This window comes from Nocardia cyriacigeorgica, assembly GCF_010868145.1.
In the GTDB taxonomy this organism is placed as follows: domain Bacteria; phylum Actinomycetota; class Actinomycetes; order Mycobacteriales; family Mycobacteriaceae; genus Nocardia; species Nocardia cyriacigeorgica_D.
The window spans coordinates 104,207-131,205 of sequence record NZ_JAAGUY010000007.1 but is presented as its reverse complement, the minus strand read 5'-3'; the positions used below and the strand labels follow the sequence as shown (position 1 = coordinate 131,205).

At 68.2% G+C, this 26,999-nt stretch carries 19 protein-coding genes; 8 read left to right on the top strand and 11 right to left on the bottom strand.

Annotation, left to right across the window (positions count from 1 at the left end; translation table 11 throughout):
* Positions 1 to 17: 17 nt before the first annotated feature.
* Both GV792_RS11835 and GV792_RS11830 read left to right on the top strand, forming a co-directional pair.
* Positions 18 to 983 carry an alpha/beta fold hydrolase gene (locus GV792_RS11835; RefSeq protein ID WP_163824115.1) on the top strand — a complete coding sequence of 322 codons (966 nt, stop codon included), beginning with the start codon at positions 18 to 20 and terminating at the stop codon, positions 981 to 983.
* Positions 984 to 1,290: 307 nt separating this feature from the next.
* A complete protein-coding gene (locus tag GV792_RS11830; protein WP_163824114.1) occupies positions 1,291 to 1,536 on the top strand; it encodes a hypothetical protein in 246 nt (81 codons plus the stop codon).
* 178 nt (positions 1,537 to 1,714) lie between these two features.
* Here GV792_RS11830 and GV792_RS11825 read toward each other — a convergent pair whose 3' ends face one another.
* From GV792_RS11825 to GV792_RS11800, 6 genes are all read right to left on the bottom strand, one after another.
* Complete coding sequence (locus GV792_RS11825; protein WP_375154298.1) at positions 1,715 to 5,449, bottom strand: multifunctional oxoglutarate decarboxylase/oxoglutarate dehydrogenase thiamine pyrophosphate-binding subunit/dihydrolipoyllysine-residue succinyltransferase subunit; 3,735 nt, start codon at positions 5,447 to 5,449, stop codon at positions 1,715 to 1,717.
* Between the two features lie 175 nt (positions 5,450 to 5,624).
* On the bottom strand, positions 5,625 to 9,296 hold the full coding sequence (locus GV792_RS11820; protein WP_178124424.1) for an ABC transporter ATP-binding protein: 3,672 nt from the start codon (positions 9,294 to 9,296) through the stop codon (positions 5,625 to 5,627).
* 280 nt (positions 9,297 to 9,576) lie between these two features.
* A complete protein-coding gene (locus tag GV792_RS11815) occupies positions 9,577 to 10,359 on the bottom strand; it encodes an ABC transporter permease (protein WP_163824112.1) in 783 nt (260 codons plus the stop codon).
* The gene (locus GV792_RS11810) at positions 10,356 to 11,351 is read right to left on the bottom strand and encodes an ATP-binding cassette domain-containing protein (RefSeq protein ID WP_163824111.1); all 996 of its coding nucleotides are present in this window, start codon (positions 11,349 to 11,351) and stop codon (positions 10,356 to 10,358) included. The genes GV792_RS11815 and GV792_RS11810 overlap by 4 nt, the downstream gene beginning before the upstream one ends.
* Positions 11,348 to 12,094, bottom strand: a complete 747-nt coding sequence (locus GV792_RS11805) for a hypothetical protein (RefSeq protein WP_163824110.1) — start codon at positions 12,092 to 12,094, stop codon at positions 11,348 to 11,350. Before GV792_RS11805 ends, GV792_RS11810 begins: the two co-directional genes overlap by 4 nt.
* 169 nt (positions 12,095 to 12,263) lie before the next feature.
* Positions 12,264 to 13,316, bottom strand: coding sequence for a glutathione S-transferase family protein (locus GV792_RS11800; protein ID WP_163824209.1), 1,053 nt, complete (start codon positions 13,314 to 13,316; stop codon positions 12,264 to 12,266).
* 23 nt (positions 13,317 to 13,339) lie between these two features.
* Here GV792_RS11800 and GV792_RS11795 point away from each other — a divergent pair, with 23 nt between their 5' ends.
* On the top strand, positions 13,340 to 14,134 hold the full coding sequence (locus tag GV792_RS11795) for an enoyl-CoA hydratase/isomerase family protein (protein WP_163824109.1): 795 nt from the start codon (positions 13,340 to 13,342) through the stop codon (positions 14,132 to 14,134).
* A gap of 124 nt (positions 14,135 to 14,258) precedes the next feature.
* Entirely contained in the window at positions 14,259 to 15,575 is a 1,317-nt protein-coding gene (locus tag GV792_RS11790; RefSeq protein ID WP_256667973.1) for a class I adenylate-forming enzyme family protein, read from the top strand.
* 9 nt (positions 15,576 to 15,584) lie between these two features.
* Here the strand turns inward: GV792_RS11790 and GV792_RS11785 are convergent, their stop codons facing one another.
* Positions 15,585 to 16,331 (bottom strand): tyrosine-protein phosphatase, encoded by a 747-nt coding sequence (locus tag GV792_RS11785; RefSeq protein ID WP_163824108.1) that lies wholly within the window; start codon positions 16,329 to 16,331, stop codon positions 15,585 to 15,587.
* Positions 16,332 to 16,742: 411 nt separating this feature from the next.
* Between GV792_RS11785 and GV792_RS11780 the strand changes: the two genes are divergently transcribed.
* Complete coding sequence (locus tag GV792_RS11780; protein WP_256667972.1) at positions 16,743 to 17,222, top strand: TetR family transcriptional regulator; 480 nt, start codon at positions 16,743 to 16,745, stop codon at positions 17,220 to 17,222.
* A gap of 66 nt (positions 17,223 to 17,288) precedes the next feature.
* Complete coding sequence (locus GV792_RS11775) at positions 17,289 to 18,476, top strand: amino acid deaminase/aldolase (RefSeq protein ID WP_163824107.1); 1,188 nt, start codon at positions 17,289 to 17,291, stop codon at positions 18,474 to 18,476.
* 214 nt (positions 18,477 to 18,690) lie between these two features.
* Here the strand turns inward: GV792_RS11775 and GV792_RS30090 are convergent, their stop codons facing one another.
* Both GV792_RS30090 and GV792_RS11765 read right to left on the bottom strand, forming a co-directional pair.
* Positions 18,691 to 22,212, bottom strand: a complete 3,522-nt coding sequence (locus GV792_RS30090; RefSeq protein ID WP_309139103.1) for an AAA domain-containing protein — start codon at positions 22,210 to 22,212, stop codon at positions 18,691 to 18,693.
* 121 nt (positions 22,213 to 22,333) lie between these two features.
* Positions 22,334 to 24,136: a DEAD/DEAH box helicase gene (locus GV792_RS11765; protein WP_175582961.1), complete on the bottom strand. Its 1,803-nt coding sequence runs from the start codon at positions 24,134 to 24,136 to the stop codon at positions 22,334 to 22,336.
* Between the two features lie 62 nt (positions 24,137 to 24,198).
* Here GV792_RS11765 and GV792_RS11760 point away from each other — a divergent pair, with 62 nt between their 5' ends.
* A complete protein-coding gene (locus tag GV792_RS11760; protein ID WP_163824106.1) occupies positions 24,199 to 25,053 on the top strand; it encodes a carbon-nitrogen hydrolase family protein in 855 nt (284 codons plus the stop codon).
* An 11-nt stretch (positions 25,054 to 25,064) separates the two neighbouring features.
* On the top strand, positions 25,065 to 25,697 hold the full coding sequence (locus GV792_RS11755) for a phosphoribosyltransferase (RefSeq protein WP_163824105.1): 633 nt from the start codon (positions 25,065 to 25,067) through the stop codon (positions 25,695 to 25,697).
* Here GV792_RS11755 and GV792_RS11750 read toward each other — a convergent pair.
* A complete protein-coding gene (locus tag GV792_RS11750; RefSeq protein WP_163824104.1) occupies positions 25,694 to 26,218 on the bottom strand; it encodes a gamma carbonic anhydrase family protein in 525 nt (174 codons plus the stop codon). The two genes, GV792_RS11755 and GV792_RS11750, sit on opposite strands and share 4 nt — an antisense overlap.
* 27 nt (positions 26,219 to 26,245) lie before the next feature.
* The gene (locus GV792_RS11745) at positions 26,246 to 26,992 is read right to left on the bottom strand and encodes an ESX secretion-associated protein EspG (RefSeq protein ID WP_163824103.1); all 747 of its coding nucleotides are present in this window, start codon (positions 26,990 to 26,992) and stop codon (positions 26,246 to 26,248) included.
* Positions 26,993 to 26,999 lie beyond the last annotated feature (7 nt).

The following is a 26,999-nucleotide window of genomic DNA, read 5'->3' as shown; positions in this document are numbered from 1 at the left end:
GAGCAGCTCTGCTGAGCGTGGGAATTGCTCCTCTGGTGCTGAAGTATCTGGCCGACGAGCCGGTCCCGATGGGGCCGCAGGCACGGCAGGACGCCCCCGGGTCGTTCATGCGGTTGAGCCACGGAATCACCCACTACGAGATCGCCGGTCCGAGCACAGGAGAACCCGTCCTCTTCTTGTCGGGAGCGACGTTGTCGCAATGGATCTGGGACGGCATGTTCGAGCGGATCGCGGCCGCCGGCGCTCGGACAATCCGGTACGACCGGTACGGCATGGGGTTCAGCGATCGGCCACATACCGAATACCACTACGAACTATTCGAAGCCCAGATACTGGACCTGATCGACCGGTTGGAGGTCGACCGTCCGATCACGATCGTCGCACTGGCGTTCGGCGCTCCCATCGCCGCGGAATTCGCCGTGCGTAACCCGCATCGGGTCTCGCGCGTGTGCATGATCGCCCCCGACGGGTTCGGCGTGCCGATCAATCTCGGCCTGCGGATAGCTCTGCTACCTGTGATCGGCCCACCGTTCTTCCGGATCGTCGGAGACCGCGCCTTGGCCGCGCGTATTCCTGGGTACTCGACGCACAGTCACGTCGTCGCCCGAGTGGCGTCCCGGTTCCGTCCCGAGCTCCGGTACCGAGGATTCAAACGGGCGCTGTTGTCGGCGCTGCGCAACATCCCGATCCACAACGCCGACAACCTGTACCGAGACCTGGATTCCCTGGGCATTCCACTGCAAATCCTCTGGGGTACCGAAGACCGAATCACCCCGCCCCCGAACGGCGATCGCCTCGCCGCCGTCTTCTCCCACGCCGATATCCGCTTCCTGGACGGTGTCGGGCATCTACCGCACTTCGAGCAACCGGACACCTCCGCGGCGGTAATCACCGAGTTCATTTCCCGCGTCCCGGCGCACAATACGAACGGGATAGTCGGCGGTCATGGCGACGCCGCCCACTCACCGGAGCACTCCGGCTAGAGCGGCGATCTGGTGGACGGGCGGGTGGAAGCGCTGCCACCGACTCGCCAAGCCGTGCCGGTCAGATCGTGTCGAATCACTGCCGGCGCTATCCATGGCCGTCAACCCCGCCCACGCCGTGGCCCTGCGAGCCTGAGCCGGACTCGTCCCGAGACGTCGCTGCCGGAGGAAACCATGGCAGCACAAGCTTGGGCGTTCGCTGCCGGCCGGTCACGGTTAGCTTGGGTCCGGTCTCGTACTCCATACAGGAGCACTGGCGAGCGCCGCGTCGGCAGTGGAGGCTTCCGGTGAAAGGATCTGTTGAAAAATGCGAATCATCGCCAAATCCGCTGTAGTGGCCGCAGTTTCCGTGGTTGTGCTGATGGGTGCCGTTGGGCAATCGTCGGCTGAGCCGCCGCATCGGCCCGGTTCGGCCGCTCCGGTGTCGGAGTCGACGGGGTCGAGCTCCGGTTCGGGTGGAACTCTGCTGAAGGCGCTGCTGTGCGCGCTTCAGGGTGGCGTTACCGGCTCGCACGAGACCTCGCCACCCACCTGCTATCTGCCCACGGTGTGAGGCTGTTCCGGGTCACCGCCGAGCGATGGCCCGGATTCGTCATGTCGGCACATGACGGCCGAGGAGCGCGTCTGGTCCGATGGTCGCCGGTTGCACGCCCCCAGAAACGCCCGACGCCGGGCCCGAATCGCTCTGTGAGAGAGCGGATCCGGGCCCGGCGTCGATGACGAACCGGTGATCAGGCGGTCGGTTCGAAGGCCTCGTCGATGATCTCGGCCTGCTCGACCGCGTGCACCTTGCTCGAACCCGAGGACGGCGCCGACATGGCACGCCGCGAGATCCGGCGCAGCTTGCCGAAACGCTCCGGCAGCAGCTCGGGCAGGTTCAGGCCGAAGAACGGCCAGGCACCCTGGTTGGCCGGCTCCTCCTGCACCCACGCGATATCGGTGGCGTTCGGGTAGCCGGCCAGCGCCTCGTTCAGCCGGAACTTGGGCATCGGGTACAGCTGCTCGATCCGGACGATCGCGACGTCCTCGCGCTTCTGCTTGGCCTTGGCGGCGGCCAGCTCGTAGTAGAGCTTGCCGCTGGTCAGCAGGATCCGCTTGACCTTGCCGCGATCGCCGATGCCCTGCTCGTAGGTTGGCTCGTCGAACACCGAGTGGAACTTGCTCTCGGTGAAGTCCTTCAGATCGCTGACCACGGCCTTGTTGCGCAGCATCGACTTCGGGGTGAAGACGATCAGCGGACGACGGATGCCGTCGAGCTGATGCCGGCGCAGCAGGTGGAAGTAGTTCGCCGGGGTGGACGGCACCGCCACCGTCATCGAACCCTCCGCGCACAGCTGAAGGAAGCGCTCGATACGGCCGGAGGTGTGGTCCGGTCCCTGACCCTCGTGACCGTGCGGTAGCAGCAGCACGACCTCCGAGAGCTGACCCCACTTGGCCTCACCGGAGGAGATGAACTCGTCGATGATGGACTGCGCGCCGTTGACGAAGTCACCGAACTGCGCCTCCCACAACACCAGCGCATCCGGGTTGCCCAGCGAGTAGCCGTATTCGAAGCCGACGGCGGCGAATTCGCTCAGCGCCGAATCGTGCACCGCGAACCAGCCCGGGTTGGCCGAGCCGATGTTGTGCAGCGGGGTGTACTCCTCGGCCGTCTTGCGGTCGATGATCACCGAGTGGCGCTGGGTGAACGTGCCACGACGGGAGTCCTGGCCGGTCAACCGCACCGCGCGGCCCTCATCGATCAGCGTGCCGAAGGCGAGCAGCTCGGCGAAGGCCCAGTCGACCTTGCCTTCGTAGGCCATCTCGCGCCGCTTCTCCAGCACCGGCTTGACGCGCGGATGCACATTGAAGCCCTCGGGCACGTTGAGGAACGCGTCGCCGATGCGCTGCAGGACCGACTTGTCCACGGCGGTCTGCACCGTCGCGGGCACCTTCTGGTCGTCCTCGACCGATTCACTCGGCTCCGGCGAGTATTTCTCCAGTTCGCGGACCTCGTTGAACACGCGCTCCAGCTGGCCCTGGTAATCGCGCAGCGCGTCCTCGGCCTCTTTCATGGAGATATCGCCACGGCCGATCAGGCTCTCGGTGTAGCTCTTGCGCACCGAGCGCTTGGTGTCGATGACGTCGTACATGTACGGCTGGGTCATCGATGGGTCGTCGCCCTCGTTGTGGCCACGGCGGCGGTAGCAGATCAGGTCGATGACCACGTCCTTGCGGAACTTCTGCCGGAAATCGACCGCGAGGCGCGCGACCCAATCGCATGCCTCCGGATCGTCACCGTTGACGTGGAAGATCGGCGCACCGATGAACTTCGCGATGTCGGTGGAGTATTCGGTGGAGCGGCTGTTCTCCGGTGCGGTGGTGAAGCCGATCTGGTTGTTCACCACGATGTGGATGGTGCCGCCGACGCGGTAGCCGCGCAGACCCGACAGGTTCAGGGTCTCGGCGACCACACCCTGGCCCGCGAACGCGGCGTCACCGTGCAGCATCAGCGGCATGACCGAGAAGCCCTCGGGGCCGTCGCCCTTGTCCAGCAGATCCTGCTTGGCGCGAACCAGACCCTCCAGCACCGGGTCGACCGCCTCGAGATGCGAGGGGTTCGCGGTGAGCGAGACCTCGATCTCGTTGTCGCCGAACATCTGCAGGTAGGTGCCGCGGGCACCGAGGTGGTACTTCACGTCGCCGGAGCCGTGCGTGGCTGCCGGGTTCATGTTGCCCTCGAACTCGGTGAAGATCTTCGAGTAGGGCTTGCCGACAATGTTGGCCAGTACATTCAGGCGGCCACGGTGCGGCATACCGATGACGACCTCGTCGAGCGAATGCTCGGCGCACTGGTCGATGGTCGCGTCCATCATCGGGATGACGGCCTCGGCACCTTCCAGCGAGAAGCGCTTCTGCCCGACGTACTTGGTCTGCAGGAAGGTCTCGAACGCCTCGGCCGCGTTCAGCCGGTTCAGGATGTACTTCTGCTGGGCGACGGTCGGCTTGACATGCTTCTGCTCGACCCGCTCCTGGATCCACTCGAGCTGGTCGGTCTCCAGAATGTGGGTGTACTCGACACCGACGTGTCGGCAGTAGGAGTCGCGCAGCACGGACAGCACATCGCGCAGCTTCATCCGCTCCTCGCCGTGGAAGCCGCCCACGTTGAACTCGCGGTCGAGGTCCCACAGGGTGAGCCCGTGCTGGGTGACGTCGAGGTCGGGGTGGCTGCGGAACTTGTCCTTGACGAGGCGCAGCGGATCGGTGTCGGCCATCAGGTGGCCGCGGTTGCGGTAGGCCGCGATCATCTCGAGCACGCGGGTGCTCTTGTCGACGCCGCGCTCCTTGACGTCCTTGCGCCAACGCACCGGCTCGTACGGCACGCCGAGGCCGTGGAAGATCTCGTCGTAGAACTCGTCGGAGATCAGCAGGGTGTGGATGGTGCGCAGGAAGTCGCCGGACTCCGCACCCTGGATGATGCGGTGGTCGTAGGTCGAGGTCAGCGTCATCAGCTTGCCTACGCCGATATCGGCGATGCGCTCATCGCTCATGCCCTGGAACTCGGCCGGGTACTCCATCGCGCCCGCGCCGATGATCGCGCCCTGGCCCGACATCAGTCGCGGCACCGAGTGCACGGTGCCAATGGTGCCGGGGTTGGTGAGCGAGATGGTGACGCCGCTGAAGTCCTCGGCGGTCAGCTTGCCCTCGCGGGCGCGGCGCACGATGTCCTCGTAGGCGGTGTGGAACTGCCCGAAGGTCATCTCCTCGGTGCCCTTGATGGCGGCAACGACCAGTGAACGGTTGCCGTCCTTGCCCGGAAGGTCGATGGCGAGGCCGAGGTTGGTGTGCGCCGGGGTGATCGAGTTGGGCTTCCCGTCGATCTCGGCGAAATGCCGGTTCATGTTCGGGAAGGCCTTGACCGCCTGCACGATCGCGTAGCCGAGCAGGTGGGTGAAGGAAATCTTGCCACCGCGGGTGCGGGCCAGATGGTTGTTGATGACCAGGCGGTTGTCGATCATCAGCTTGGCAGGGATGGCACGAACGCTGGTCGCGGTGGGGATGGTGAGCGAGGCGGACATGTTCTTGGCCACCGCGGCGGCCGCACCGCGCAGCACCTTCGCCTGGTCGGCCGCGGCGGCAGGCTTCGGCCCACCGGATGTCGGCGCGGCGTTGGAGGCGGGCGCCGGGGTGGTCTTAGGGGCTCGAGCCTGCGCGGGCGCGGCGGCGGCCGGAGCCGTGGCGGCGGGCTTCGGGGCCGGAGCCGGAGCCGGCGCGGGCTTCGGCGCGGGTGCGGCCGCTGGGGCCGGGGTGGGTGCGGAGTTCACCGGTGCGGTCGTCGCAGCCTGCGCCGGTGCCGGGGCGGGAGCCTGCGCGGGCGTCGGCTGACCGGCAACGGACTCACCGGACGCGTCGGGGGTGTAATCGGCGAGGAACTCGTGCCAACTTTCATCGACCGATGATGGATCCTTCTTGAACTTCTGATACATCTCGTCGACTAACCACTGGTTCTGTCCGAACTGGGAAGTTGAGCTGCTCACAGCAGGTGTTCGCCTCTTTTCGTTCTTCGCGCTGCGACGTTTGTGACGTGCCCGGCACGGGGATCGGCGGATACGCGCCGATGCGCCCTCTGTCGAGGATAGGCCCAGCCCCGAATCGGCGGTGCTACCGACCGGCGGACAGGCCGCTCCTCAAAGGTGACGACCCGTCCCCCGCTGAGAATATTCCCTCCCGCTCTCCGGCCGCTGCCCAGAGCCGGGCATATGCCCCGCGCGCCGCCAGCAGCTCGTCATGGGTGCCGATTTCCACGATCGTTCCGTGGTCGACAACGGCGATCCGGTCGGCGCGCGCGGCCGTCGCCAGCCGGTGCGCGACCACGACCGTTGTCCGATCGCGCGCCAACGACTTCGTCGCTACCAGCACCGATGCCTCGGTGTCCGGGTCGAGGGTCGCCGTCGCCTCGTCCAGCAGCAGCAGATCCGGATCGACAAGTTCGGCCCTTGCGAGGGCGATCAGCTGACGCTGTCCCGCCGACAACCCGCGGCCGCGTTCACCCACCGGTTGCCCCATGCCGAGGGGTAACGCGGCGATCATCGGCCCCGCGCCGACCGCATCGGCGGCCGCCGCGATCTGCTGTGAGGTTGCCGACGGTTTCCCGAATGCAATGTTGCTGGCGACGTCGCCGGTGAACAGGTGAGGTTCTTGCGGGACGATGCCGAGCCGGGCGCGGTAGTCGCGGAGGCGGTAGTCGCGGATGTCCACCGCGTCCACGCGGACCGCGCCCGCGCCGTCGGACGGAAGGTCGTAGAGCCGCGCGAGCAGCTTGACGATGGTCGATTTTCCCGCGCCCGTCGCACCGACCAGCGCCAGGGTGGTACCTGCCGGGATATCCAGCGCGACACCGTCGAGTGCGGGCTGCTCGGTGCCCGGATAGGTGAAACGAACCCGATCGAGGGTGACGGCACCGTCGAGCCGGTCGGTGATGGCGACGGCGTCTGCCGGGTCGGCGCCGATCGAGGACTCGGTGCGCAGCAGTGCGCCGATCCGGCGCAGCCCGACCTTGGCTTGCTGGTAGCCGTCGAAGACCTGGGACAAATGCTGTACCGGGCCGAACAGCAGTTCCAGGTAGAGCACGAACGCGACGAGGGTTCCCGCGCTGGTGGTGCCGCCCGCGATCTCGCGGGCGCCGACGAACACGACCATGGCCAGCGCCAGGTCCGACCAGGCCGAGATGAACGCGAAGTACAGCGCGATCGCGCGCTGGGCCCGCATCCGGCTGTGCCGGTAGCGCTCGGAGTATTCGGCGAAGCGCCGGGCTGCGAGCGGCTCGTGCCGATAGGCCTGCACCGCGCGCAGGCCGCTGATGTTCTCTTGGAAGTCGGCGTTGACGGTGGAGACGTGTTCGCGCGAGATCGTGTAGGCCGCCGAGGAGACCCGCCGGAAGATCACCGTCGCGATCACCAGTGGCGGAAGCACCCCGAGCAGCACGACCAGCGCCAGCGTGGTGTCGATGACCAGCAGCGCCACCGCTATCGCCACCAGCGACAACGCGCTGACCAGCGCCGTCGAGACGCCTGTCTGCAAGAAGGTGGACAGCGCATCCACGTCGGTGGTCATCCGGGTCATGATTCGGCCGGACAGTTCCCGCTCGTAGTAGTCGAGGCCGAGCCGCTGGAGATGCGCGTAGCTGCGGACCCGCAGCCCATAGAGCACCCGCTCACCCGTACGGGCGGTGAGCGTGGTGGTTGCGGCGGCGACGATCCACCCCGCGAGCACCAGTACCGCGCCGAGGACCGCGGCCCGCAGCAGCGCGCTCGACTCCGCAGCACCGACCCCGGCATCGATCGCGTACCGCACGAGCGGCGGGAATCCGATGCCGATCAGGGCCTCCAGCGTCAGCAACACCATGACCGTCAGCACCAGGGCGCGCACCGGCCACAGGAGCCGGAGCAAACGGAAACCGGGATCCGGCTCGCGTAGCCGCGCATCGTCGAGACCGGGTTCTTCGGTGGCCGGTGGTAGCCGCTCGATGGTGCGCCGCAGTTCGGGGGTTTCGCTCAGGTCGGCGGCCGCGGCTCGGCCCGCGCCCCGTGGGGTGCGTCGCGGTAGCTCGGGCACTGGCGGAGCAAGGACGGGCTGCGGGTGGGCCGGCGCAGGGAGTCGCACTACCCGGTCGGCGTGGGCGAGGGTGGATTCGCGGTGGGCCAGGATGATCGTGGTCCGTTCGCCGGGATCGGGCAACGCCTCGAAAATGGCGGCTTCGGTGACAGCGTCGACGGCCGAGGTGGCGTCATCGAGGACCAGGATGCGCGGCCGGGACAGCAGTGCTCGCGCCAACGCGACGCGTTGACGTTGACCACCGGACAGGGTGAGTCCGCGTTCACCGACGACCGTGTCGTACCCGTCGGGCAGGGCGCTGATGAATTCGTCGGCCGCGGCCATCTTCGCGGCATGCCGAATCTCGGCGTCGGTGGCTTCCGGGCTGCCGAGCGCGATATTGGCGGCGATGGTGTCGGAGAACAGGAACGGATCGTCGAAGACCACGCCGATGGCGGCACGTAGATCGGTGGCCCTGAGATGGGCGATGTCCGCGCCGTCCTCCGGTGCGGTCCCGAACAGCCGGATCTCGCCCGAATCGGGTGCGTAGAAGTGGGGGAGCAGCAGGGAAAGGGTGGTTTTGCCCGAACCGGCCGGCCCGATGATCGCCACGGTTTCGCCCGGGCGGACCCGCAGATCGAGATCGCGCAGCACCGGTCGGTCCGGGTCGAACCCGAAAGTGAGCGCGTCGATATCGACACCGAGGGGCCCATCCGGTAGTTCCGCGGGATGTTCCGGATCGGCGACCGTCGGCGCGGCGTCGATGACCTGGTACACCCGTTCGGCGGCAGCCCTGGTGAGCTGGGCCATGATCACCACCGAGGCCATGGTGCGGGCCGTGGTCGTCATGGTCGTGACGTAGGCGGTGAATGCGAGGAAGGTGCCGAGGCCGATGCTGCCGTGCATGGCGAGCAGGCCGCCCAACGCGACCACGGCCACCAGCCCCACCTGCGGGATGGCCGCCAGGGTCGGTGCGAAGCGGGAGTTGATCACCGCGGCACGCATGCGTTCGGCGAACAGGGTGCGGCCGTGACGTTCGAGCCGGTCGACCATCCGCGCTTCCTGGCCGAATCCCTTGACCACTCGGACACCGGTCACTGTTTCCTCGACGTGCTGGGCGAGATCGGCGGCGCGCTGCTGCGCCGACCAGGTGGCCGCGTACAGCCGGGGCCTGACTCGGTACACCACCACCGCGATGGTGGGTACCACCAGCAGCGCGACGGTTGCCAGTAGCGGCGACAGCCACATCATCACCGCCGCGGCCAGCACGAATTGCAGCAGCGACATCCCCGACAGCGGAGCCATGGCCAGCAACCCCTGCACCAGTTGCAGGTCGGTGATGGAACGCGAGACCACCTGGCCGGTGCGGATGGCGTCCTGTCCCGCGCCGTCGAGCCGTTGTAACGAGCCGAGCAGATCCACCCGCAGCGAATGCTGAACATCCAGCGAAAGCCGCCCGGCCAGCAGCCGCCGCCCGAACGAGGCAACGAACCGCCCGGCGGCGAGCAGCACAAGCAGCGCGGCGACGGTGCCGATCACCCCGGTATCGCCGATCCCCGCCGCGTCGACGGCGCGTTTGGTCAGCAGCGGTGCCACGATCTCGGCCGCCGCTCCGGCGAGTACCGCCGCCGCGATCCCGGCAACGGTCCGACGATGCCGCGCGCTCTCCAGCCAGAGCCGCCGAATCCAGCCCGGCGCCTGCACCCTGACCTCGAACCCCCCGGCTACTTTCGTGCTCACCCGCGCCGATCCATTCACAACCAGCCCCCCGTCAACCACCCCTCATCATCTGCACTATCTGCCATCGACCATATCTACGCCCACCGACAAGCGGTTGTTCCCCGCCGAGGACCTCGTAGGCAGAGGGACGATGCCAATGAGACACCTGATTTCGCACGGCCCGGGTAACTCACCGGGTACGACCAAAACCCAATCCCAAATCAACCCGTCAGTCGCCAACGCAACCGGTGTCGCACCCGAGTCTGGCCAAAAATCGCGGAGAGGCGGATCAGCGGGCGTACTACAGATCGCGCGAGCGCACCGACCACCAGCCGGCGCCACCGATCCCGATGGTCCACAGAAGCAACACCACAACGGCGGCCGGTGTCGGGGCCAGTAGATCGGCGTTGGCGAACGAGCCGACGAAAACCGTGCTGATTGTCGAGGACCCGGGGAGGAGCGTCGCCGCACCGGCCATGCCGATCCCGGTGGCCACCAGCCAGATCAACGGCTCGATCACCGTGACCCAGCCGAGCACGGCGGCCACACCGGTTCCAGGTGAACGCAACAACAGCCCGGCCCCGGCACCGATCAACGACCAGCACACCGCAGCCACGAGTCCACCGCCGAGCGCCGCGAACAGCTGCACGGTGAGCTCGAACTTCCCGCGGCCGAACGCGAACAGGCAGGCAAGGGCGACGATCTCGACGGCGATCGCCGCGACCAGCGCGAAAGCGGCGGTGACAAGGAGCTTCGCGCCCACCAACCGATCGCGGTCCGGCGTGAACATGGCGGTGACCGCCATGGTGTCGTGGCGGAATTCGCCGCCGGTGCTCGCCGCGCCGTATCCGGCGGCCGCCAGGGCGACCGCGATCAATGCCAGATACAGCCCGATCGTGGCGGCGCCGGTGGCCGGTTCACCGTCCGGGTCGGCCCGGCCGGCCAGGATGGCAGTGACCGAGCTGGTGACCACGGCGATGGCGACCACCAGCGCGGCGAGCAGCCGGGGCCAGCGCAGGCTGGCGGTCTTGCGCAGCTCGGAGTTGATCGCCGGGACGAGGTCCGCGGACAAGACGTCGATCATCGTGGAATCCCGTACGGCATCGGTGTCGGTTGCGGTGGTCGAGCGGGGTGCGGCGGGGCGGCAGTGCCGTAGATCACCGGCCGGTTGCGGCTCGCGGCGGTGAGCGAGGCCAGGACTCGGTCGGGATGGATGGAGTCGGCGATGATGCTGTCGATACGGACCGCGGCCGCACCGGCCACCGCCACGATCTGGGCTTCGCTTGCCTCCGCGACCGCGAGCCTGTCGTCCTGCCGGATGACGGCGTCGGTGTATCCGGCCACCGCCAGCGCAGTGGCGAGCGCGATCGCCGATGACGATGCCACGACCAGCCGATCGGGGTTGTTGCGCCGCAATCGAGACGGGCTGCCCTGATAGGCCACCGCGCCTTCACTGAGCACGATCAGGCTGTCGGAGAACGGCAGCACCGCGGCCAGGCTGCGGGCGCTGACCAGCGCCGTCCCGCCGCGGCCGGTGTGGCCGCGCAGGAAATTCGACAACCAGGCGTGCTCGACACTGTCGAGCTCGAGAGTCGGGTCGTCGAGGATCAGCACCCGCGGATTCGGCAGCAGCGCCGTAGCCACCGCGGCCCTGAGCTGCCTGCCGGGGCTGAGCCCGTCGGGCTTGGTGCGCGCGAAATCGGTGAGGCCGGTCAGCTCCAGAACCTCACGGACGCGACGGTCCGCAAGTCCCGCGGCGGCGGCGTAGATCCGGAGATGGTCGCCGATAGTGCGGCCCGGGTGCAGTCCACGGGGATCGAGCACACCACCCACCGCGGGGGCGTCGTGGTCGCGGGTGCCGACCTCGCAGCCGCCGACCTCCACGGTCCCCGCGGTGGGTTCGAGGAGTCCGAGCAGGACGCCGATCACCGTGGTCTTGCCTGCGTCTTCCGGGCCGACCAGGGCGGCGATGGTGCCGGGTGCGACGGAGAAGCTGACATCGTGCACGACCTCGGCCAGGTCGTAGCGCTTACTCAATCCGCGGACGGCGATGGCCTGCGGTCGTGCGGCGCTCACCGGGACGCGGCCGGGGGCTGCGGGAAGGTCGACGGCTTCGGTGCTGCTTCCAGCGCGGTCAGCGGATCAGCATCGATGACCAGCGACCGATCGGCAGGGAAGTGAGCAGGCGCGGGCCCGAATGCCCTGCGCGCGTTGGTGATCGTGGCCTTTCCGAGGGTCCGGTTACCGGCACCGCCGATCACCGCTCCGATACCGGCGGGCAACACCTTGCCTGCCATGAGTGCGGCGCGTTTGGTGATGAATCGGACGATGAACCGCTTCAGCAGCGAATCGTTCATCCCCGACAGACCCGGGATGCGAGTCGCGAACGCGGTGCCCCAGTTCTTCGCCGAATGCCCGATGCTCTTCTGCACGATCTCCATGCCGGTGTCGCCGAGTACGACGGCGAGCACCAGCGCGCGCCGCTGCTCCCGGTCGTGTGGCCGCACCCCGTGTACGGCGGCGACGGCGAGGGTGAACACCGCGGAGGCCTCCATGAAGAAGGTGGTTTCCGCGCTGACAGCGGCCAGTGCGGCGACCGTGCCGACACCCGGTACCGCGGCCGTGGCGCCGACCGCACTGCCGCTGCCGGTCACCGCGAGCAGATACTGCTTCTCCAGTCGCTCGATGATCTGCGCGGGGTTCTCCTCCGGATGCGCGCGCCGCACCCGGGCGACGTACTTGGCCACCGCGGGCGCCTGCAGGCGGGATCCGGTGTCGAGTAGCTCGACCACCGCTTTCTCGAACGCCTTGGTGAACACGGCCTCATCCTCCTTGTCGGCCTCTGCTGCGCAACTGTAGGGCACCTGCGCCGTCAGCTCGTCCTGACAACGGATTACCCCCTGTGTTCGGTTCCGACCCCGCGACGTGCACAACCTCACGGTGAGCCGTGGGCACCGGCTCCGTGCCTCCCCGGCGATCCGGACGCCCCTACTGCGGTCCGCGCAGCGCGGGCACCCGTTCGCTCAGCGGGGGCGGAGGTGGCGGGGTGCCGTCGCCGAAGGGCCTGCCGCCGAGCACCTCGCGCCCATGCTGGGTCAGCCAGTTCGTCAGGTCAGGGCCTGTGGGTATCACGCGGGTGGGATTGATATCGGTGTGCACCACGTAGTAGTGGGTTTTGATCTGCGCGAAATCGACCGTGTCGCCGAACCCCGGCGTCTGGTAGAGATCGCGGGCGTAGGCCCACAGCACCGGCATCTCGGTGAGTTTGCTGCGATTGCACTTGAAATGGCCGTGGTAGACCGGGTCGAACCGGACCAGTGTGGTGAACAACCGGACATCGGCCTCGGTAATGGTGTCGCCCACCAGGTAGCGCTGCCCGGCCAGGCGATCGGAGAGCCAGTCGAGGGCGGTGAACAGTCGGTCGTAGGCGGCGTCGTAGGCATCCTGGGCTCCGGCGAAACCGCAGCGGTACACCCCGTTGTTGACCTCGGTGAACACGCGGCGGTTCACCTCGTCGATCTCGGCGCGCAGGTGCTGCGGGTACAGCCGGGGTGCGCCCGGCCGATGGAATTCGGTCCATTCGGTGGAGAAATCGAGGGTGATCTGGGCGTAGTCGTTGGTCACCACCTGGCCGGTCGGCACGTCGACCACGGCGGGCACGGTGATACCGCGCGGATATTCGGGGAAACGCGCCAGGTAGGCGTCGCGCAGGCGGTGGATGCCGAGCACCGGATCGACCTCGCCCGGGTCCAGGTCGAAGGTCCAGCTCAGTTTGTCGTGGGTGGGCCCGCACAGGCCGAGCGAGATGACCTGCTCCAGCCCGAGCAGGCGTCGCACGATCAGGGTGCGATTGGCCCACGGGCAGGCGCGAGCGGCGACGAGCCGGTACCGATCCGGCACGACCGGGTAGCCGTCGGTGCCGTCCGCGGTGATCCGGGTGGTGATGTAGTTGGTGTCGCGCTTGAACTCGCCCGGCTCGACGTAGGTGCCTGCCTCCGATTCCGCCTTGGTCACACCGACAGTCTCGCAGATTCGAGGCATACCCATGCCCTTACGCTGACCGAATGAGTGACACGAAACCCACAAGACTGGAACGCGAGATCATCGGCGACGGCGCCGAGGTTGCCACGCTGACACTCGCGAGCCCGCCGCTGAATCTGTTCGACCAGGCCATGTTCGACGCACTCGTCGCCGATATCGCAGAGTTGACCGCGCGGCCGCCGCGCGCGTTGCTGTTGCGTGCGGAGGGCAAGGTCGTCTCCGGTGGCGTCGACGTGCACACCTTCGAGGGCCTTAGTGTCGAGCAGGGCGCCGAACTCTGGCGTGATCTCTTCGCCCGCATCTGTCATCCGCTCGAGGCGCTGCCGTGTCCGGTGGTCTTCGCCGCTCACGGACTGACCCTGACCGCGGCGTTCGAGATCGCGTTGGCCTGCGATCTGATCCTTGCCGCGCCCAAGGCGAAGTTCGGGCTGGTGGAGATCGTGGTCGGGCTGACGCCGTCGATGGGTGGCCCGCAGCGACTGGCCGAGCGTGCGGGCTCCGGACGCGCCCGTGAGCTGGTCATGACCGGCGACCTGTACGACGCGGCGACCATGGCCGACTGGGGTGTGGTGAACGCGGTGCACGACGATCTCGATGCGGCCGCGACCGCGCTGGTGCACCGGCTGGCCCAGGGGCCGACGCGTGCACACGCCGCGACCAAGAGGATTGTCGAGGCCTGGCGTTCCGGCGGTGTGGCACACGCCGATTCGGTGACGCCGCAGGTGTCGGGCGAGCTGTTCGCGACCGAGGATCTGCGCGGTGCCGTGCGCAGCTTCCTCGAGCTCGGGCCGGGCAACGCGAGCTACACCGGACGCTGATCCCGCCCGCGCCTCGGGTACCTGGTGCATGACGACACGGAAACATTCGCCGACTACGACCGCGAATCTGTGATCTGCGTCATATAGTCACAGTGCCTGAAGGTTCGAAGCACGCGGAGGTCCGATGAGAGACGGCACAACGAGGCTCATCGGGCCGGGCGTGGCCGACGGCGTCGAGGATCTGGCCGGACTTCTGGTCGAGTACCCGGCAGGGGAGCGGGTCGGTGACCCGCTGGCGCGCGGCGCCGACGGCGTCCTGCGCTACGGCAACCTCACCCCCGCCCTCACTGAACTGCTCGATCTGCAAGTGCACGCCTTCGCCACGCGCGAGGCAGTGGTCGAGATCGGTGGGCCCCGGCTCACCTACCGCGATCTGTGGCATTCGGCCTCGCGCATCGCGGGCGGACTGCAGGAACACGGGATCGGCTACGGCGACCGGGTCGCGGTTCACCTCCCTGTCGGCGCGCGCTGGGTGCAGGCGTTCCTCGGCGCGCTGCTCAGCGGCGCGGTGCCGGTGCTCGTGCACGACGGACTGCCCCCCGCGGTCGCCGAGCGGGTGATCGCCGACAGTGGTGCCGATTTCGTGCTCGGCGCGGGCAGTCGCGGTTGCGGCTCGACCCGTACAGGTGGTGTCGCCGATGTCGAGCTCCCCGATGGCGCGGCATTCATCGACGACGGCGCGGCACTCGACGACCTCGCGCTGCTCTGTTACACCAGCGGCGCCGCTCCCGGCCCGATGCTGCCCAAGGGGGTCGAGCTCACCAACGAAAACCTGTTGTCGGCAATACGTTCGGTGGTCGCCGCGCTCGACCTGCCCACCGACGGCATGCGCAATCTGGTGCTGCTGCCGCTGGCCCACGCCAGCGGCTGCGTCGATCAGTTGCTGCCGACCTTCGCGGTCGGCGGCACGGTGGTGCTCGCGCCTGATCCCGGCAGGCTCGCTGAAACCCTTGCCGCCGAACGGATCGACATGATCGCGGCGTCCCCGCGCATCCTGGGTGCGCTGCTGCCGGAACTGGCCGCCGAACGGGCGGACGGGTTGCGCACCGAAGGCGTGGCACGCATCAGCACGGCCGGTCATCATGCCGAACGTATCGCGGCCGGAGCCGGTGCGGCCGACCTACGCGAGGTCTTTCCCGACGCCAGGCAGTGGGCGGTCTGGGGTGCGACCGAGACCAGCGGCATCGCGCTCGCCATCGATGATTCGCTGGCCGACCCCGGGGGCAAGGTGCTCGGGTTCCCCTTCGGTGGTACCGAATTGGCCCTGTGGGGTCCGCGCGCGGGCAGCGGTCACGGCGAATTGCTGTGCCGTGGGCCGAATGTCACCCGCCGCTACTGGAACGATCCGCAGACCACCGCGGACCGCTTCACCGGTACCTGGTTCCACACCGGCGACCAGGTCACCATCGGGGCGGATGGCCTGGTCCGGCGCAGCGCGTAGCGGTCGCGATCAGCCGAGCATGCGCTCGCGCAGGCGCGTGCGCAGATCGGCGGTGAGCCCGATGGTGCTCAGATAGCGTTCGATGTCGCCGTGCAGTTCGCGGACGGCGTCGAGTGCGCTGCGCAGGTACTCCTCGCGGACGCCGAGTAGATCATCGGAGAAGACATGGTCAGGTCCCAGCTTCTCGGTCAGCATCGCGCGCAGCATCGGCACCGCGGAGTTGCTGAGCAGATATTCGGTCAGCACGTCCGCCTCGCTGACCTCGACCGCGAGGAGCAGCGTCGCGACGGCCCAGCCGGTGCGGTCCTTGCCCGCCGCGCAGTGCACGAGGACCGCGCCGTCGTCGCGGACGATTGATTCGGCGATCGCGACGATGGCGGCGTGTGCCTCCACGCGGGCCGGGAAGAGCCGGTAGACCTCGAGCATGTGGGTCAGGGCGGCGCCGGTGGCCGGGTCGTGTGGCGGTGCCTCGCCCATATCCGAGTCGAACGGGGTGACGGTCAGCCGGATGCCGTCGGGCAACCGGTCGGCGCCTTGTACAGCGATCTCCGGCTGGCCGCGCAGATCGTGCACGGCACTCACGCCGAGTTCACGCAATACCGCATGTCCGGCCTCGTCCAGCCCGCTGAGCTGGGCCGATCGCAGCAGCACGCCGGGGCGGACGGTGGCGCCGTTCGCGGTGGCAAGGCCGCCGAGGTCGCGGAAGTTGAAGGTGCCGGTGATGCGGAGGTGGCCGGCCAGGGGCGAGAGAGTCACTTTCTCAGGCTAACGGTCGCCGAGGGCCGCTGTGGTGCGGTCGGTGGAACGGTTCAGCTGCGAACCGGATGTCCGTTTTGCGAGGTCTAACTGTGTGTTCGGACACAGCGGTGCGATAACGGTGTTGGTCGTGTCGTACGCTGATCGATGCTTTGCGCCATCGACGGGGGGTCGAGAGTGATGTTCGCGGAAGCGATTCCGGCGCAGCGCCGTGGGTTCAACATCGTCCCGGTTAGGTAACAAAACAATCTTTTAGTCCGGATTTACCCACCGAACTAGTTCTCAAACCCTGAAAACCTTCTACCATTGATGAACGCTGACTGGATGGGCTGCACTTTCCCGACAAGTGCCCGCCAGGCTCAGTGAATCGCGCCGACGAGGTGCGCGAGATTGTCGCCGAGGGAGTCGTTGTTGATCGCACGTGGAGAATTGGTGGAGGCCCGATTGCGGCCGACCGTCTGCGAGGCAGTCGAGAATGCGGCTGCCTCGCTCGATATGACCGGTGTGCGCGCCCTGCGGGTGCTGCTGCACGCCGGGTTCAGTGCGTACTGGCCGCTGGTGAAGGCCACCCCGGCCAAGCAGTTGCAGGCCTATGAGGAAGCCGTCCAGCAGCTGCGTGAGCACTGGGACGGCGACACGGACACCGCGCCCGATGCGCCCGGTTCCGCACTGTTCCAGGACATGGATGCCGAGGTGGGCGTTTTTCTGGAGTTGTGTGCCCGGCTCGCCGGTGCGCAGTGGCTCGAGCCGGTCGAGGCCGTCGCGGCCTATGTGGTCTCGGTCATGCAGGGTGCGGTGCTGCGCTGGCTCGCCGACCGGGACGACGAGACGATCCTGGTCGTGCTCGATGATGTCGTATCGAGCCTGGTGACCCGCGCTGCGGACGCATAAGGAGTAGTCGCGGGCACGGAAGCGGTATCCGCGCAGTACTGGACGACTGACCAGTTGCATGGTTGAGTGGATGAGGTGACCGAAACGTCGCCGATCGCGGGGCTGCACGCCGCCACCGCAGACCTCGAGCCGCCCCTCGCCGCCCTCGACCTGACCGCACTCCGCGCCAATGCCGCGGATCTGGTGCGTCGCGCCGGAGGGGTTCCCATTCGGGTCGCCAGCAAGTCCGTGCGGTGCCGTGCCGTGCTGGAAGAGGTGCTCGGCACCGGCTTGACCGCCGCCGGCGGATTCGCGGGCATCATGTCGTATTCGCTGGCCGAAGCCATCTGGTTGGTCCGGCTCGGCGCCCGCGACGTGCTGCTCGGCTATCCAGTGACCGATCGATCCGCGCTGGCCGAGCTCGGCGCCGACCCTGTCCTGCGCGATTCGATCACGCTGATGATCGACGATGTCGCCCAGCTGGACTTCGTTCGCGACGCGCTCGGCACCGAAACCGCGCGCCCGCGGGTCTGTCTGGATGTGGATGCCTCGCTGCGGATCGGGCCGCTGCATCTGGGTGTGCGTCGCTCACCGATACGCACGCCCGATGAGGCGGCACGGCTGGCCGAGGCGGCGAAGCGACGCGGCTTCGAGGTTGTCGGTGTCATGACCTACGAGGCGCAGATCGCGGGCCTGCCTGACAGCAATATCGCGGTGCGGCTGGTGAAGAAGGCTTCGGCGGCCGAGATCGGCAGGCGCCGGGGCGCTGTGGTCGAGGCGGTGCGTTCGGTGGTCGGCCCATTGCAGATCGTCAACAGCGGTGGCACGGGTTCGATCGAGGTCAGTACGGGCGACGCGGCCGTCACCGAGGTGACCGCCGGGTCCGGCCTCTACGCGCCGACGCTGTTCGATGGCTATCGCGCGTTCAGTGTCCAGCCGTCGCTGTACTTCGCGCTGCCTGTGGTGCGCCGACCGTCCGCCGGCATCGCGACGCTGTTCGGCGGTGGCTATATCGCCTCTGGCCCGACGGGGGCGTCGCGGGTGCCGAAGCCGGTGTGGCCCCTCGGTTTACGGATGATCGGCACCGAGGGCGCGGGCGAGGTGCAGACCCCGCTGACCGGCGCCGTCAACCTCCGTATCGGCGACCGGGTGTGGTTCCGGCACGCCAAGGCGGGTGAGTTGTGCGAGCGGTTCGATCGGGTCCAGGTCGTCGACGGTGACGGTGCGCGGACCACGGTGCCGACCTATCGTGGCGAAGGAAAGTGCTTCGGCTGAGAGTGCCGCGAATCCGCCCGATAATTACCGGCTGTAGTAGTACAGAATTTCGGACGGTTCAAATATGAAACCGACTGGTTTGGTTAATTGTCACACGCTGTCGCAATTCTGTTATTCGACACTTGACCGGGAATCGGATGCGGCTGGAGTCGATATACGGGTACTCCCAACCGGTATCAAGACGAGAATTGTCTGCCGATGAGAAATGGTCGAATCAGCCCAACCGAAGGAACCTCGACAGCTCGGTCAGTTCCTCTCGTGAGCCGGGCAGGTACTCGGTCAGCAGCGGCGAGCGGATGATGATCGCCTGCCACAGCGCCCGGCACAACGCCCCCTGCACCAGCGTGCGCGATATCAGGAACGGCAGGCCGTACGGTGCATCGGCCGGGCTCGAAGTCGTCATGGACACGATGACGACCGCCGCCTCCCGGCCGCGGAACAGTTCGGGCGTACCCACCAGCACGTCGTCGATCTTCGCGCGGGCCAGCAGCGTCGAGATCCTGGCCACCTGGGCGCGGTAGGGCGTCACCACGAAAATGTCGTGCGGATGCAGCCGCCGCGTCGTCGCGCCGATCGTCCACGTCAGGCCGAGTAGCGCACGCACCCGGCGCACCACTTCCCGTGCCTCGGCGACCGATTCGGTCGAATTGCCGTGATGATCGACCAGGACGGTGCCGACACCGGGTTCGGTATCGGCGAGGCGGCGCGCGAGGGTGACGGTATCGCTGGCACGCAGCCTGCCGTCGTAGTAGAGCCGCGAAATCGGTTCGGCCACCTGCGGATGCATTCGCCAGGTGCGGTCGAGGAAGTATCCGCGCTCGGCGGGCAGAGTGTCGCCACCGTCGGTCAGCCAGCCGAGCACCGAGTCGTCCACGGGTTCTGGGTGCGCCGCGCCGGTGCGTTCCTGCGGTGCGAACGGGACGCTGGTGGTGGTAGCCGCGGGGGCCGGGACCGGATCGCCGATCAACAGCAGATTGCGGGCGCTCACCGCCGCGGCGACGGCATCGGCCATCGGGAACCGCCCGGCATCCGCGATCACCAGTAGATCCAGCCCCCGGTATGGAACGAGCGCCGGATCGGCGAAATCGGCAGGGGCGCCACCTACCACACAGCCGTTGATCGCGTTGTCCAGAAAACGCGGATAGCGCTCGGCGTCGATGACGGCCCACTCCGGGGCCGGTACCGCGACGTCCTTCTTGGCCACCAGTTCCGGCAGCACCCCGACCTCGACCACCGCATCCAGGAGGTTCTCCACGATCGCGGGCGTCGGCGCGACCACCCCGACCCGCCAGCGGTACCGGGTGACCATGCGCTCGACGACCCGCGCGATGGTCGCCGTTTTACCCGTGCCAGGCGGCCCCTGTACCGCGACGTAGGAGTCGTCGAGCGAGCGCACGGCCGCGGTGATCGCGGCGGCATGGTCACCGTGCACCCGGGGGAGCGGGCCCGCGGGCCGCAGCCGGGGTGGACGATGCGCAAGGATGTCGAAGATCGCGGCCGCGGGGATCTGCGGCAGCGTCATCAGCAGCAGTTGTGCGGTGTGTTCGACCGCGGTGTCCGCATTGTCGTCGCGACCCGGCAGATCCGGTGCGATAGCCGCGGGCAGATCGTCGAACGGTGCGCAGCCAGCGGGCAGTCGTTCCTCGAGCCGGACCGTGTCGTCGAATTCCGCATCGACCGAACAGCCGAGGACCGTGGCCGTCGCTGTCGCGCGGGTCCCCGGTGCCGCCACCATCCCCGGGGTGACCGGGCGGTCGTAGTAGGTATGGACCGCGGCACCGGGCACCAGCCCGCTCCCGGCTCCCATCCGTCCGGTCAGGGTCAGGAATCGACGCACGGTGTCACCCCGTGGGCCGATATGCCACTTCGTATCGACGGTGCCCCAGTCGGCGACCAGTACGCCAGGCGCCTCCGGCCACTCGTCCACCGGATGACTGAGCCGATCGGCGTGCGCCCACCACAGCGGCTGACGTTCACGTCGGCGGTATCCGAGTACCGCCGCCATGAGTGATGCCACGCGGCGGGCGGTCGCACTGACTTCGGTCCTCGTATCCGCCGGCGGATCGGTCTCGGGTGCCGCCTCGAGTTCGTCCTGTTCGGCCGGAATCCTGTGGGCGACATCCGTACTCGGAGCGTCGATCTGGCGGGCAACGCGCTGCGACACTCGCTCCGCGAATTCGGCAAGTGCTGCTTCGAGCGGAGTGGGCCGAACAGGCAGCGCGATGTCGGGATCGTCCAGGCCGGCAACGATGCGCCGGTCGCGCTCGGACGGCACCCCCGGGTGGACCCGTTGTTCAGCGGCGCGGTCGAGCAGCCAGTCGCGAAACCGCAGCAGGGTGACACAATCGTGGGCGCTACCGTCGGCCGGCCCCGTACCGGGCAGCAACTCCCGCAACCGCGCCAGTCGGTAGGAGTCCGCACCGATCAGCAAGGCGCTGCGCACGATCGGGTACAGGTCGACGAACACGCCGCCGCGCAGCAGTTCGTCGATCAGGTCCTCACCCACCCCGACGCGGCCACCCACAGACAGCAGGCCCGACCGGGCGGCCGAGGTGTAGTGGAAGACATGCAGATCGGGATGCGTCAGCCTGCGTTCGGTGAGAAACCCGAGCAGCTCGTCGAGCGCGTCGCGCTGTTCGGCCCGGACCCGGGCGGATGCGCCGTCACACGGCACCAGCAGCGACAGATGTACGGCTCCGGACCCACCGATCTCGATCCGCAGCTGGTCCGGAGCCACGACATCGATGGTGAGGCCGAGGTCGCCGGGAGAGGCGGATGGCAGCGCACCGAGCGCGAGCGGGTCGACCAGAGTGTGTGCGGGGCGCCCGGAATCGTCGCGGCGCAGCTGGATCTCGGCTTGCCTACGTAACCGGAGCAGGGTGCGCGGCGGCACGTCGGGCATCGTCGGCGGCGGGCCGTGCGTCGCGGCCAGCCGGTCGATGGTGCCGATACCGGCGTCACGTAGTCGGGCCCTTACGGTGGCACTCATCCCCGCCACCAGCAGCAGGTCACGGGAAGAAGTGAGTGCGTCGACGCAGACCGGGCAATGCCCGCAGGCCAGGTACCGGGGGTCGCCCCATTGGGCGGGTAGCAGCTCACCGAGTTTCTCGTCCACGATGCGCCGCACCCTGGCATGCCGCGCGCGATACACCGCAAGCAACTCCGCCAGCGGCAGTGTCCGGATAACGCCACGGCGTGACTGCGCGATCAGGGGATCGGCGGGTACGCCCGCGGCTTCGATCGCCGCAGCGCAGCCCGCGAGCTCCAGCGCCATGGCGATCGAGACGTCGTCGTCGGCGACGCCGTGGACGCGATAACGGACCCGGTGCTCGGCACGTACCAAGAAGTCTGCGCGGCAGGCGAACTCGCCGTCGAAGAACACCGCGCCCGCGATCGCAGGCGCTCGGTCGTGCAGTGCCGCAACGGTCCGCGCGTGTGCCGCGCTCAGCTGGGCGATGAGGTCGCCGCCGGTACTCGCGGCACGATCGAGATCCGCACGGTCGGCAAAGGTATCGATCACGACGACGCCGTCGCCGTGCCGTTCCCGCAACCGCGCCAGTAGTTCCGCCCGTTCGGCAGTCAGGCCGGCCCGAGCACCGTCCGTGGCCGTGGTCGCGCCGACGGCATCGGACGACACCGAGCCCATCTCGGTATCGAGGGCGTGCAGCATCGCGAATTCGCACCGCGCGGCGCGGGTCAGGTCTGCGGCCGTGCTGACGACACGATCACCGAACACGAACAAGCGCGGCCCTCCTGTGCCCGGACGGGACACCGGTCAGCGCTTCTTTGCGCACCGGACGGCAACACCTTAGCCAGCAGATCCCGTCGCGATGAAGCCTGCCCGGCCCGGCGTGGCGTCAGGAACGGGGCTTGCGCCTCTCGTATCGCTTACCGGCGTCGCGGTCGCGGCGCGGACCCCTGGTGAAGGAGCGCTGTCCGGGCGGGCCCTGATCGAGCTGCAGCTGAATGAGCACGCCGCTGATCCTGGTGCGCCGCAACGCTTCCAACGTCTCCTGCGGCAGATGCGCAGGCAGCTCGACCAGGCTGTGGTCGGGACGGATGCTGATATGGCCGAAATCGCTGCGCCGCAGACCGCCCTCATTGGCGATCGCACCGACGATCGCGCCCGGCACCACCCGGTGCCGTTTACCGACACTGATCCGGTAGGTGGCCAGCTCGGCGCCGGTGGCCCGATGGCGTCCGCCGGATCCGCCGGGGCGCTCGTCGTCGAAGCGGCGCGGCGCCCGCTCGCGCTGCGGCCGTTCGACCGGCTCGGGTTCGGGCTCCATGAAGAAGTTGTCGCCGTCGTGTGAGCCGACGGCCAGCGCGGCCGCGATATCGACCAGCGAGATGTTGTGTTCGCGCTCGTATTCCTCGATCAGCTTGCGGAACAGCGCGATGTTCGCGGAATTGAGGTTCTCCGTGATGGCGTCACCGAACTTCGACACACGCTGGGCGTTCACATCGTCGACGCTTGGCAGCTGCATCTCGGTCAGTGGGTGACGGGTGGCGCGTTCGATCGCCTTGAGCAGATGCCGTTCACGCGGCGCGACGAACAGCAGCGCCTCACCGGACCGGCCCGCGCGGCCGGTGCGGCCGATGCGGTGCACATAGGACTCGGTGTCGTGCGGAATGTCGTAGTTGACCACATGCGAGATGCGGTCGACATCGAGACCACGCGCGGCGACGTCGGTGGCGACGAGGATGTCGAGGGTGCCCGCCTTGAGCTGACCGATGGTGCGCTCACGCTGGGCCTGGGCGATATCGCCGTTGATGGCTGCGGCGGAGAAGCCGCGGGCACGCAGCTTCTCGGCCAACTCCTCGGTGGCCTGCTTGGTGCGCACGAAGATGATCATCGCCTCGAACGACTCGACCTCGAGGATGCGGGTCAGCGCGTCGAGTTTGCGCTGATGCGACACCTGCACCCAGCGCTGGGTGATGTTGGTGTTGGTGGAGGTCTTGGCCTTGACGGTGATCTCGACCGGATCGTGCAGGTACTGCTTGGAGATCTTGCGGATCGCCGCGGGCATCGTCGCCGAGAACAGTGCGACCTGCTTATCGGACGGGGTGTCGGCGAGGATGCGCTCGACGTCCTCCTGGAACCCCATCTTGAGCATCTCGTCGGCCTCGTCGAGCACCAGATACTGCAGCTGCGACAGGTCGAGGGTGCCCTTTTCCAGATGATCGATCACGCGCCCGGGCGTGCCGACCACGACATGCGCGCCCCGGCGCAGCCCGGACAGCTGCACGCCATAGCTCTGACCACCGTAGATGGGCAGCACATGCAGGCCGGGAATATGCGCTGCGTAGCGGCCGAAGGCCTCGGCGACCTGGATCGCCAGCTCCCGGGTCGGGGCGAGCACCAGGGCGCGCGGCGCCTTGCCGGTGGCCTCGAGGCCCATCAGGATCGGGATGGCGAACGCGGCGGTTTTACCGGTACCGGTCTGCGCGAGACCGACCACATCGGAGCCGGAGAGCAGCGGTGGGATCGTCGCCGCCTGGATCGGCGACGGCGATTCGTAGCCGACGTCGGCGATGGCCCGCAGGATGCGGTCATCGATGCCGAGATCGGCGAAGGTGGGGTCGACAGTGCTGGTATCGCCACCCACAGCGGTAGTTTCGTCGTCGCCGGGAACGCTGTCGACCTGATTGGTGCTCATTGACCAGCAGTTTACTGCCTCGTGGTGGTCGTCCCGGCCACCGGGCCAATACGGTGAGACGTATGCAACCGCAGAACACGCCTGCGACGGCGGTTCAGGGGACCGGGCGAGTCGATCTTGCGGTGGTCCAATTCGCGCCGTCGACCGAGCCGTCGGAGAACCTCGCCATGGTGCGTGAACATGTGCGTGCGGCGGCGGACGCCGGCGCCTCGGTGGTGGTCGCGCCGGAATATTCGATGTTCGCGATCAGCAGGCTCGATCACCGCGTCGTGGCCGTCGCCGAGGCGCTGACCGGCCCGTTCGTCACCGGGCTCGCCGCGATGGCCGCCGATTACGGGGTGCACCTGGTGGCCGGAGTGGTGGAGGCGACCGCGCCGGGCGAGGACCGGATCCACAACACGCTCGTTGCTCTCGGCCCAGACGGAGCACTGCTCACCCGGTACCGCAAGGTGCACCTCTACGACGCGTTCGGCCATCGCGAATCGGAGGTCGTGCGGGCCGGGGAGGTGGCCGAACCGGCGGTATTCACCGTGGGCGAGGTCACCTTCGGTATGCAGACCTGTTTTGATCTGCGCTTCCCGGAGGGCTGTCGTCGGGTGGCGGCCGCGGGCGCCCAGGTGCTGCTGCTGCCTGCCCAGTGGATTCCCGGACCGGGCAAGGTCGAGCAGTGGACGACGCTGCTGCGTGCCCGTGCCATCGAGAACACCGTGTACGTCGCCGCCGCCGATCAGGCCGCGCGCCGGGGTGCGGGCGCGTCGATGATCATCGACCCTGCCGGCGTCGTGCTCGCCGAACTCGGCGATGAACCGGGTATGCGCGTCGCGACGGTGGATCTCGCGCGGGTGACCGAGGTGCGCCTGGCCAATCCGAGCCTGGACCTGCGGCGATTCGAGGTCGTCGAGCGTGCGGCGGAGTAGCGTTCGAGGTAATGGTCTACAGCGATCGTGCAGCAGCCGGTCGCGCGCTGGGTAAGAGATTGTCCTACCTGCACGCGTCGAACCCGCTGGTGCTCGGTCTGCCGCGCGGCGGGGTTCCGGTCGCGGCCGCGGTGCGTTCCGTGATCGGTGGTGATCTCGACATTCTGCTGGTTCGCAAACTCGGCGTGCCGTGGCAGCCGGAGCTCGCGGCCGGCGCGATCGGCGAGGACGGCGGCCGGGTGATCAACGCCGACGTACTGGCCCACACCGGGCTCTCGCGTGAGCGTCTGGCCGATATCGAGGCCACCGAACGCGTCGAGCTCGAGCGCCGCCGGGTGGCGTGGCGCGGTGATGCCGAGCCGATCCCGCTGGGTGGGCGCACCGTCGTCATCGTCGACGATGGCATGGCAACCGGTGCGACGGTGCTGGTGGCCTGCCGGGTGGCACGGCTGCGGATGCCGAAACAGATCGTCGTCGGGGTCCCGGTGGCCTCGGCCGAAGCGGTGGACCGGATCGCGCTCGAAGCCGACGAAGTGGTCTGCCCGCTGGTGCCACCCAGCCTCGGCGGTGTCGGCAACGCCTACCGCGACTTCCATCAGCTCGCCGATCACGAAGTGACCGATCTACTGCGGGCGGATGCCTAGACCTCGGTGATGCCCGTGCGGTGCCGCTGCGCCAGATCGGCGTAGAAGCCGGGGTTGAGCTGCACCCACATCTGGGCCTTGGTTCCTTCGAGCGGCCGCTTGACCTGCGTTGGTGCGCCCGCGGCGAGCACGCCATCGGGAATCTCCGCACCTGGTGGCACCAGGGAATGCGCGGCGACCATGGAGCCGGCGCCGATCTTCGCCATGTCGAGCACGGTGGTGCCATTGCCGATGATCGTCTCGGCGCCAACGGACGCGCCGTGGAAGACGACGCTGTGCGCGATGGTCGCGCCGGGCCCGATCTCCATCGGCACGTCCGGCGGAACGTGGAGAACGGCGTTGTCTTGGATATTGGCCCGTTCCCGGATGACGATCGGGGCGAGGTCGGCCCGCAGTACCGCGCCGTACCAGATCGATGCGCCCGCCTCGACCGTCACGTCGCCGATCAGGGTTGCCGTCGGCGCGACGAACGCCGACGGATCGACCTGTGGCCGTTTACCTTCGAATTCGTAGAGTGGCACCAGCCCACCGTAGACCGCCGCTGCTGTTCACCACTGGTCTGCGAGCGCGGTACGGCGCTGGGCGGCGGTGACCATGGGGCGCAGATGGCCGGTGAACTGCTCGGCGTCCACCGCGACGATATCGACGCTGTTGCCGGTGCGCACGAGGTAGCGCCCGTCATCGGCGAGGTCGACCCAGCACAGCACGCCGAACGGATCGAGTTCGTCGTCGCGGCGTACCGACACCACGATCTGGCCGATGCCGTCGCGCCGCTGACGCAGCAGCTTGCGGATGCGCGTCGGTTCGGTCGGTCCGGCGACGGGCATCGTCACCAGGTTCCTGCTGTCCTCGACCACCCGCGACAGTGGGGCATTGAGCCGCGGGCCGGTGCCTGCGGGGCAGGCGGGCAGCATCGACACCACCCGGCCCGGCAGTGACTTGGCGCCACCGGCGATCACGGTCAGTTCGGCACCGCGATCGAGTTCGGACCCGGGCCGCTGAGATGCCACCACCGCGACGTTGCCGCTGGCGGCGCCGAGGACACGGACGGGCTTGGTCGCGCCGTCCTCGCTGGTGCGTTCACCGAAAACTTCGATGCAGACGTCCGGCCGGGCCAGCACGCGCAGCGCGGCTTCCAGGTCGGCGTCGAGGGTGCTTTCGCACCATTCGGTAAGGGCGGGCAGGTGCGCGGCGCGTTCGGCGGTATCGCGCGCCGACAGTCGCACTGCCAGCGGATAAGGGATGCGATCACCGTCGGTCCTCGACCAGGCCATGGCGAACTGGTCAGGGGTCATGCTCCAG

Bases quoted from the DNA above. Each gene is read 5' to 3' on its own strand.
- GV792_RS11830 (WP_163824114.1), top strand. From the start codon at position 1,291: ATGCGAATCATCGCCAAATCCGCTGTAGTGGCCGCAGTTTCCGTGGTT.
- GV792_RS11825 (WP_375154298.1), bottom strand. From the start codon at position 5,449: ATGTATCAGAAGTTCAAGAAGGATCCATCATCGGTCGATGAAAGTTGG.
- GV792_RS11815 (WP_163824112.1), bottom strand. From the start codon at position 10,359: ATGATCGACGTCTTGTCCGCGGACCTCGTCCCGGCGATCAACTCCGAG.
- GV792_RS11800 (WP_163824209.1), bottom strand. From the start codon at position 13,316: ATGCCTCGAATCTGCGAGACTGTCGGTGTGACCAAGGCGGAATCGGAG.
- GV792_RS11795 (WP_163824109.1), top strand. From the start codon at position 13,340: ATGAGTGACACGAAACCCACAAGACTGGAACGCGAGATCATCGGCGAC.
- GV792_RS11790 (WP_256667973.1), top strand. From the start codon at position 14,259: ATGAGAGACGGCACAACGAGGCTCATCGGGCCGGGCGTGGCCGACGGC.
- GV792_RS11765 (WP_175582961.1), bottom strand. From the start codon at position 24,136: ATGAGCACCAATCAGGTCGACAGCGTTCCCGGCGACGACGAAACTACC.
- GV792_RS11760 (WP_163824106.1), top strand. From the start codon at position 24,199: ATGCAACCGCAGAACACGCCTGCGACGGCGGTTCAGGGGACCGGGCGA.
- GV792_RS11755 (WP_163824105.1), top strand. From the start codon at position 25,065: ATGGTCTACAGCGATCGTGCAGCAGCCGGTCGCGCGCTGGGTAAGAGA.
- GV792_RS11745 (WP_163824103.1), bottom strand. From the start codon at position 26,992: ATGACCCCTGACCAGTTCGCCATGGCCTGGTCGAGGACCGACGGTGAT.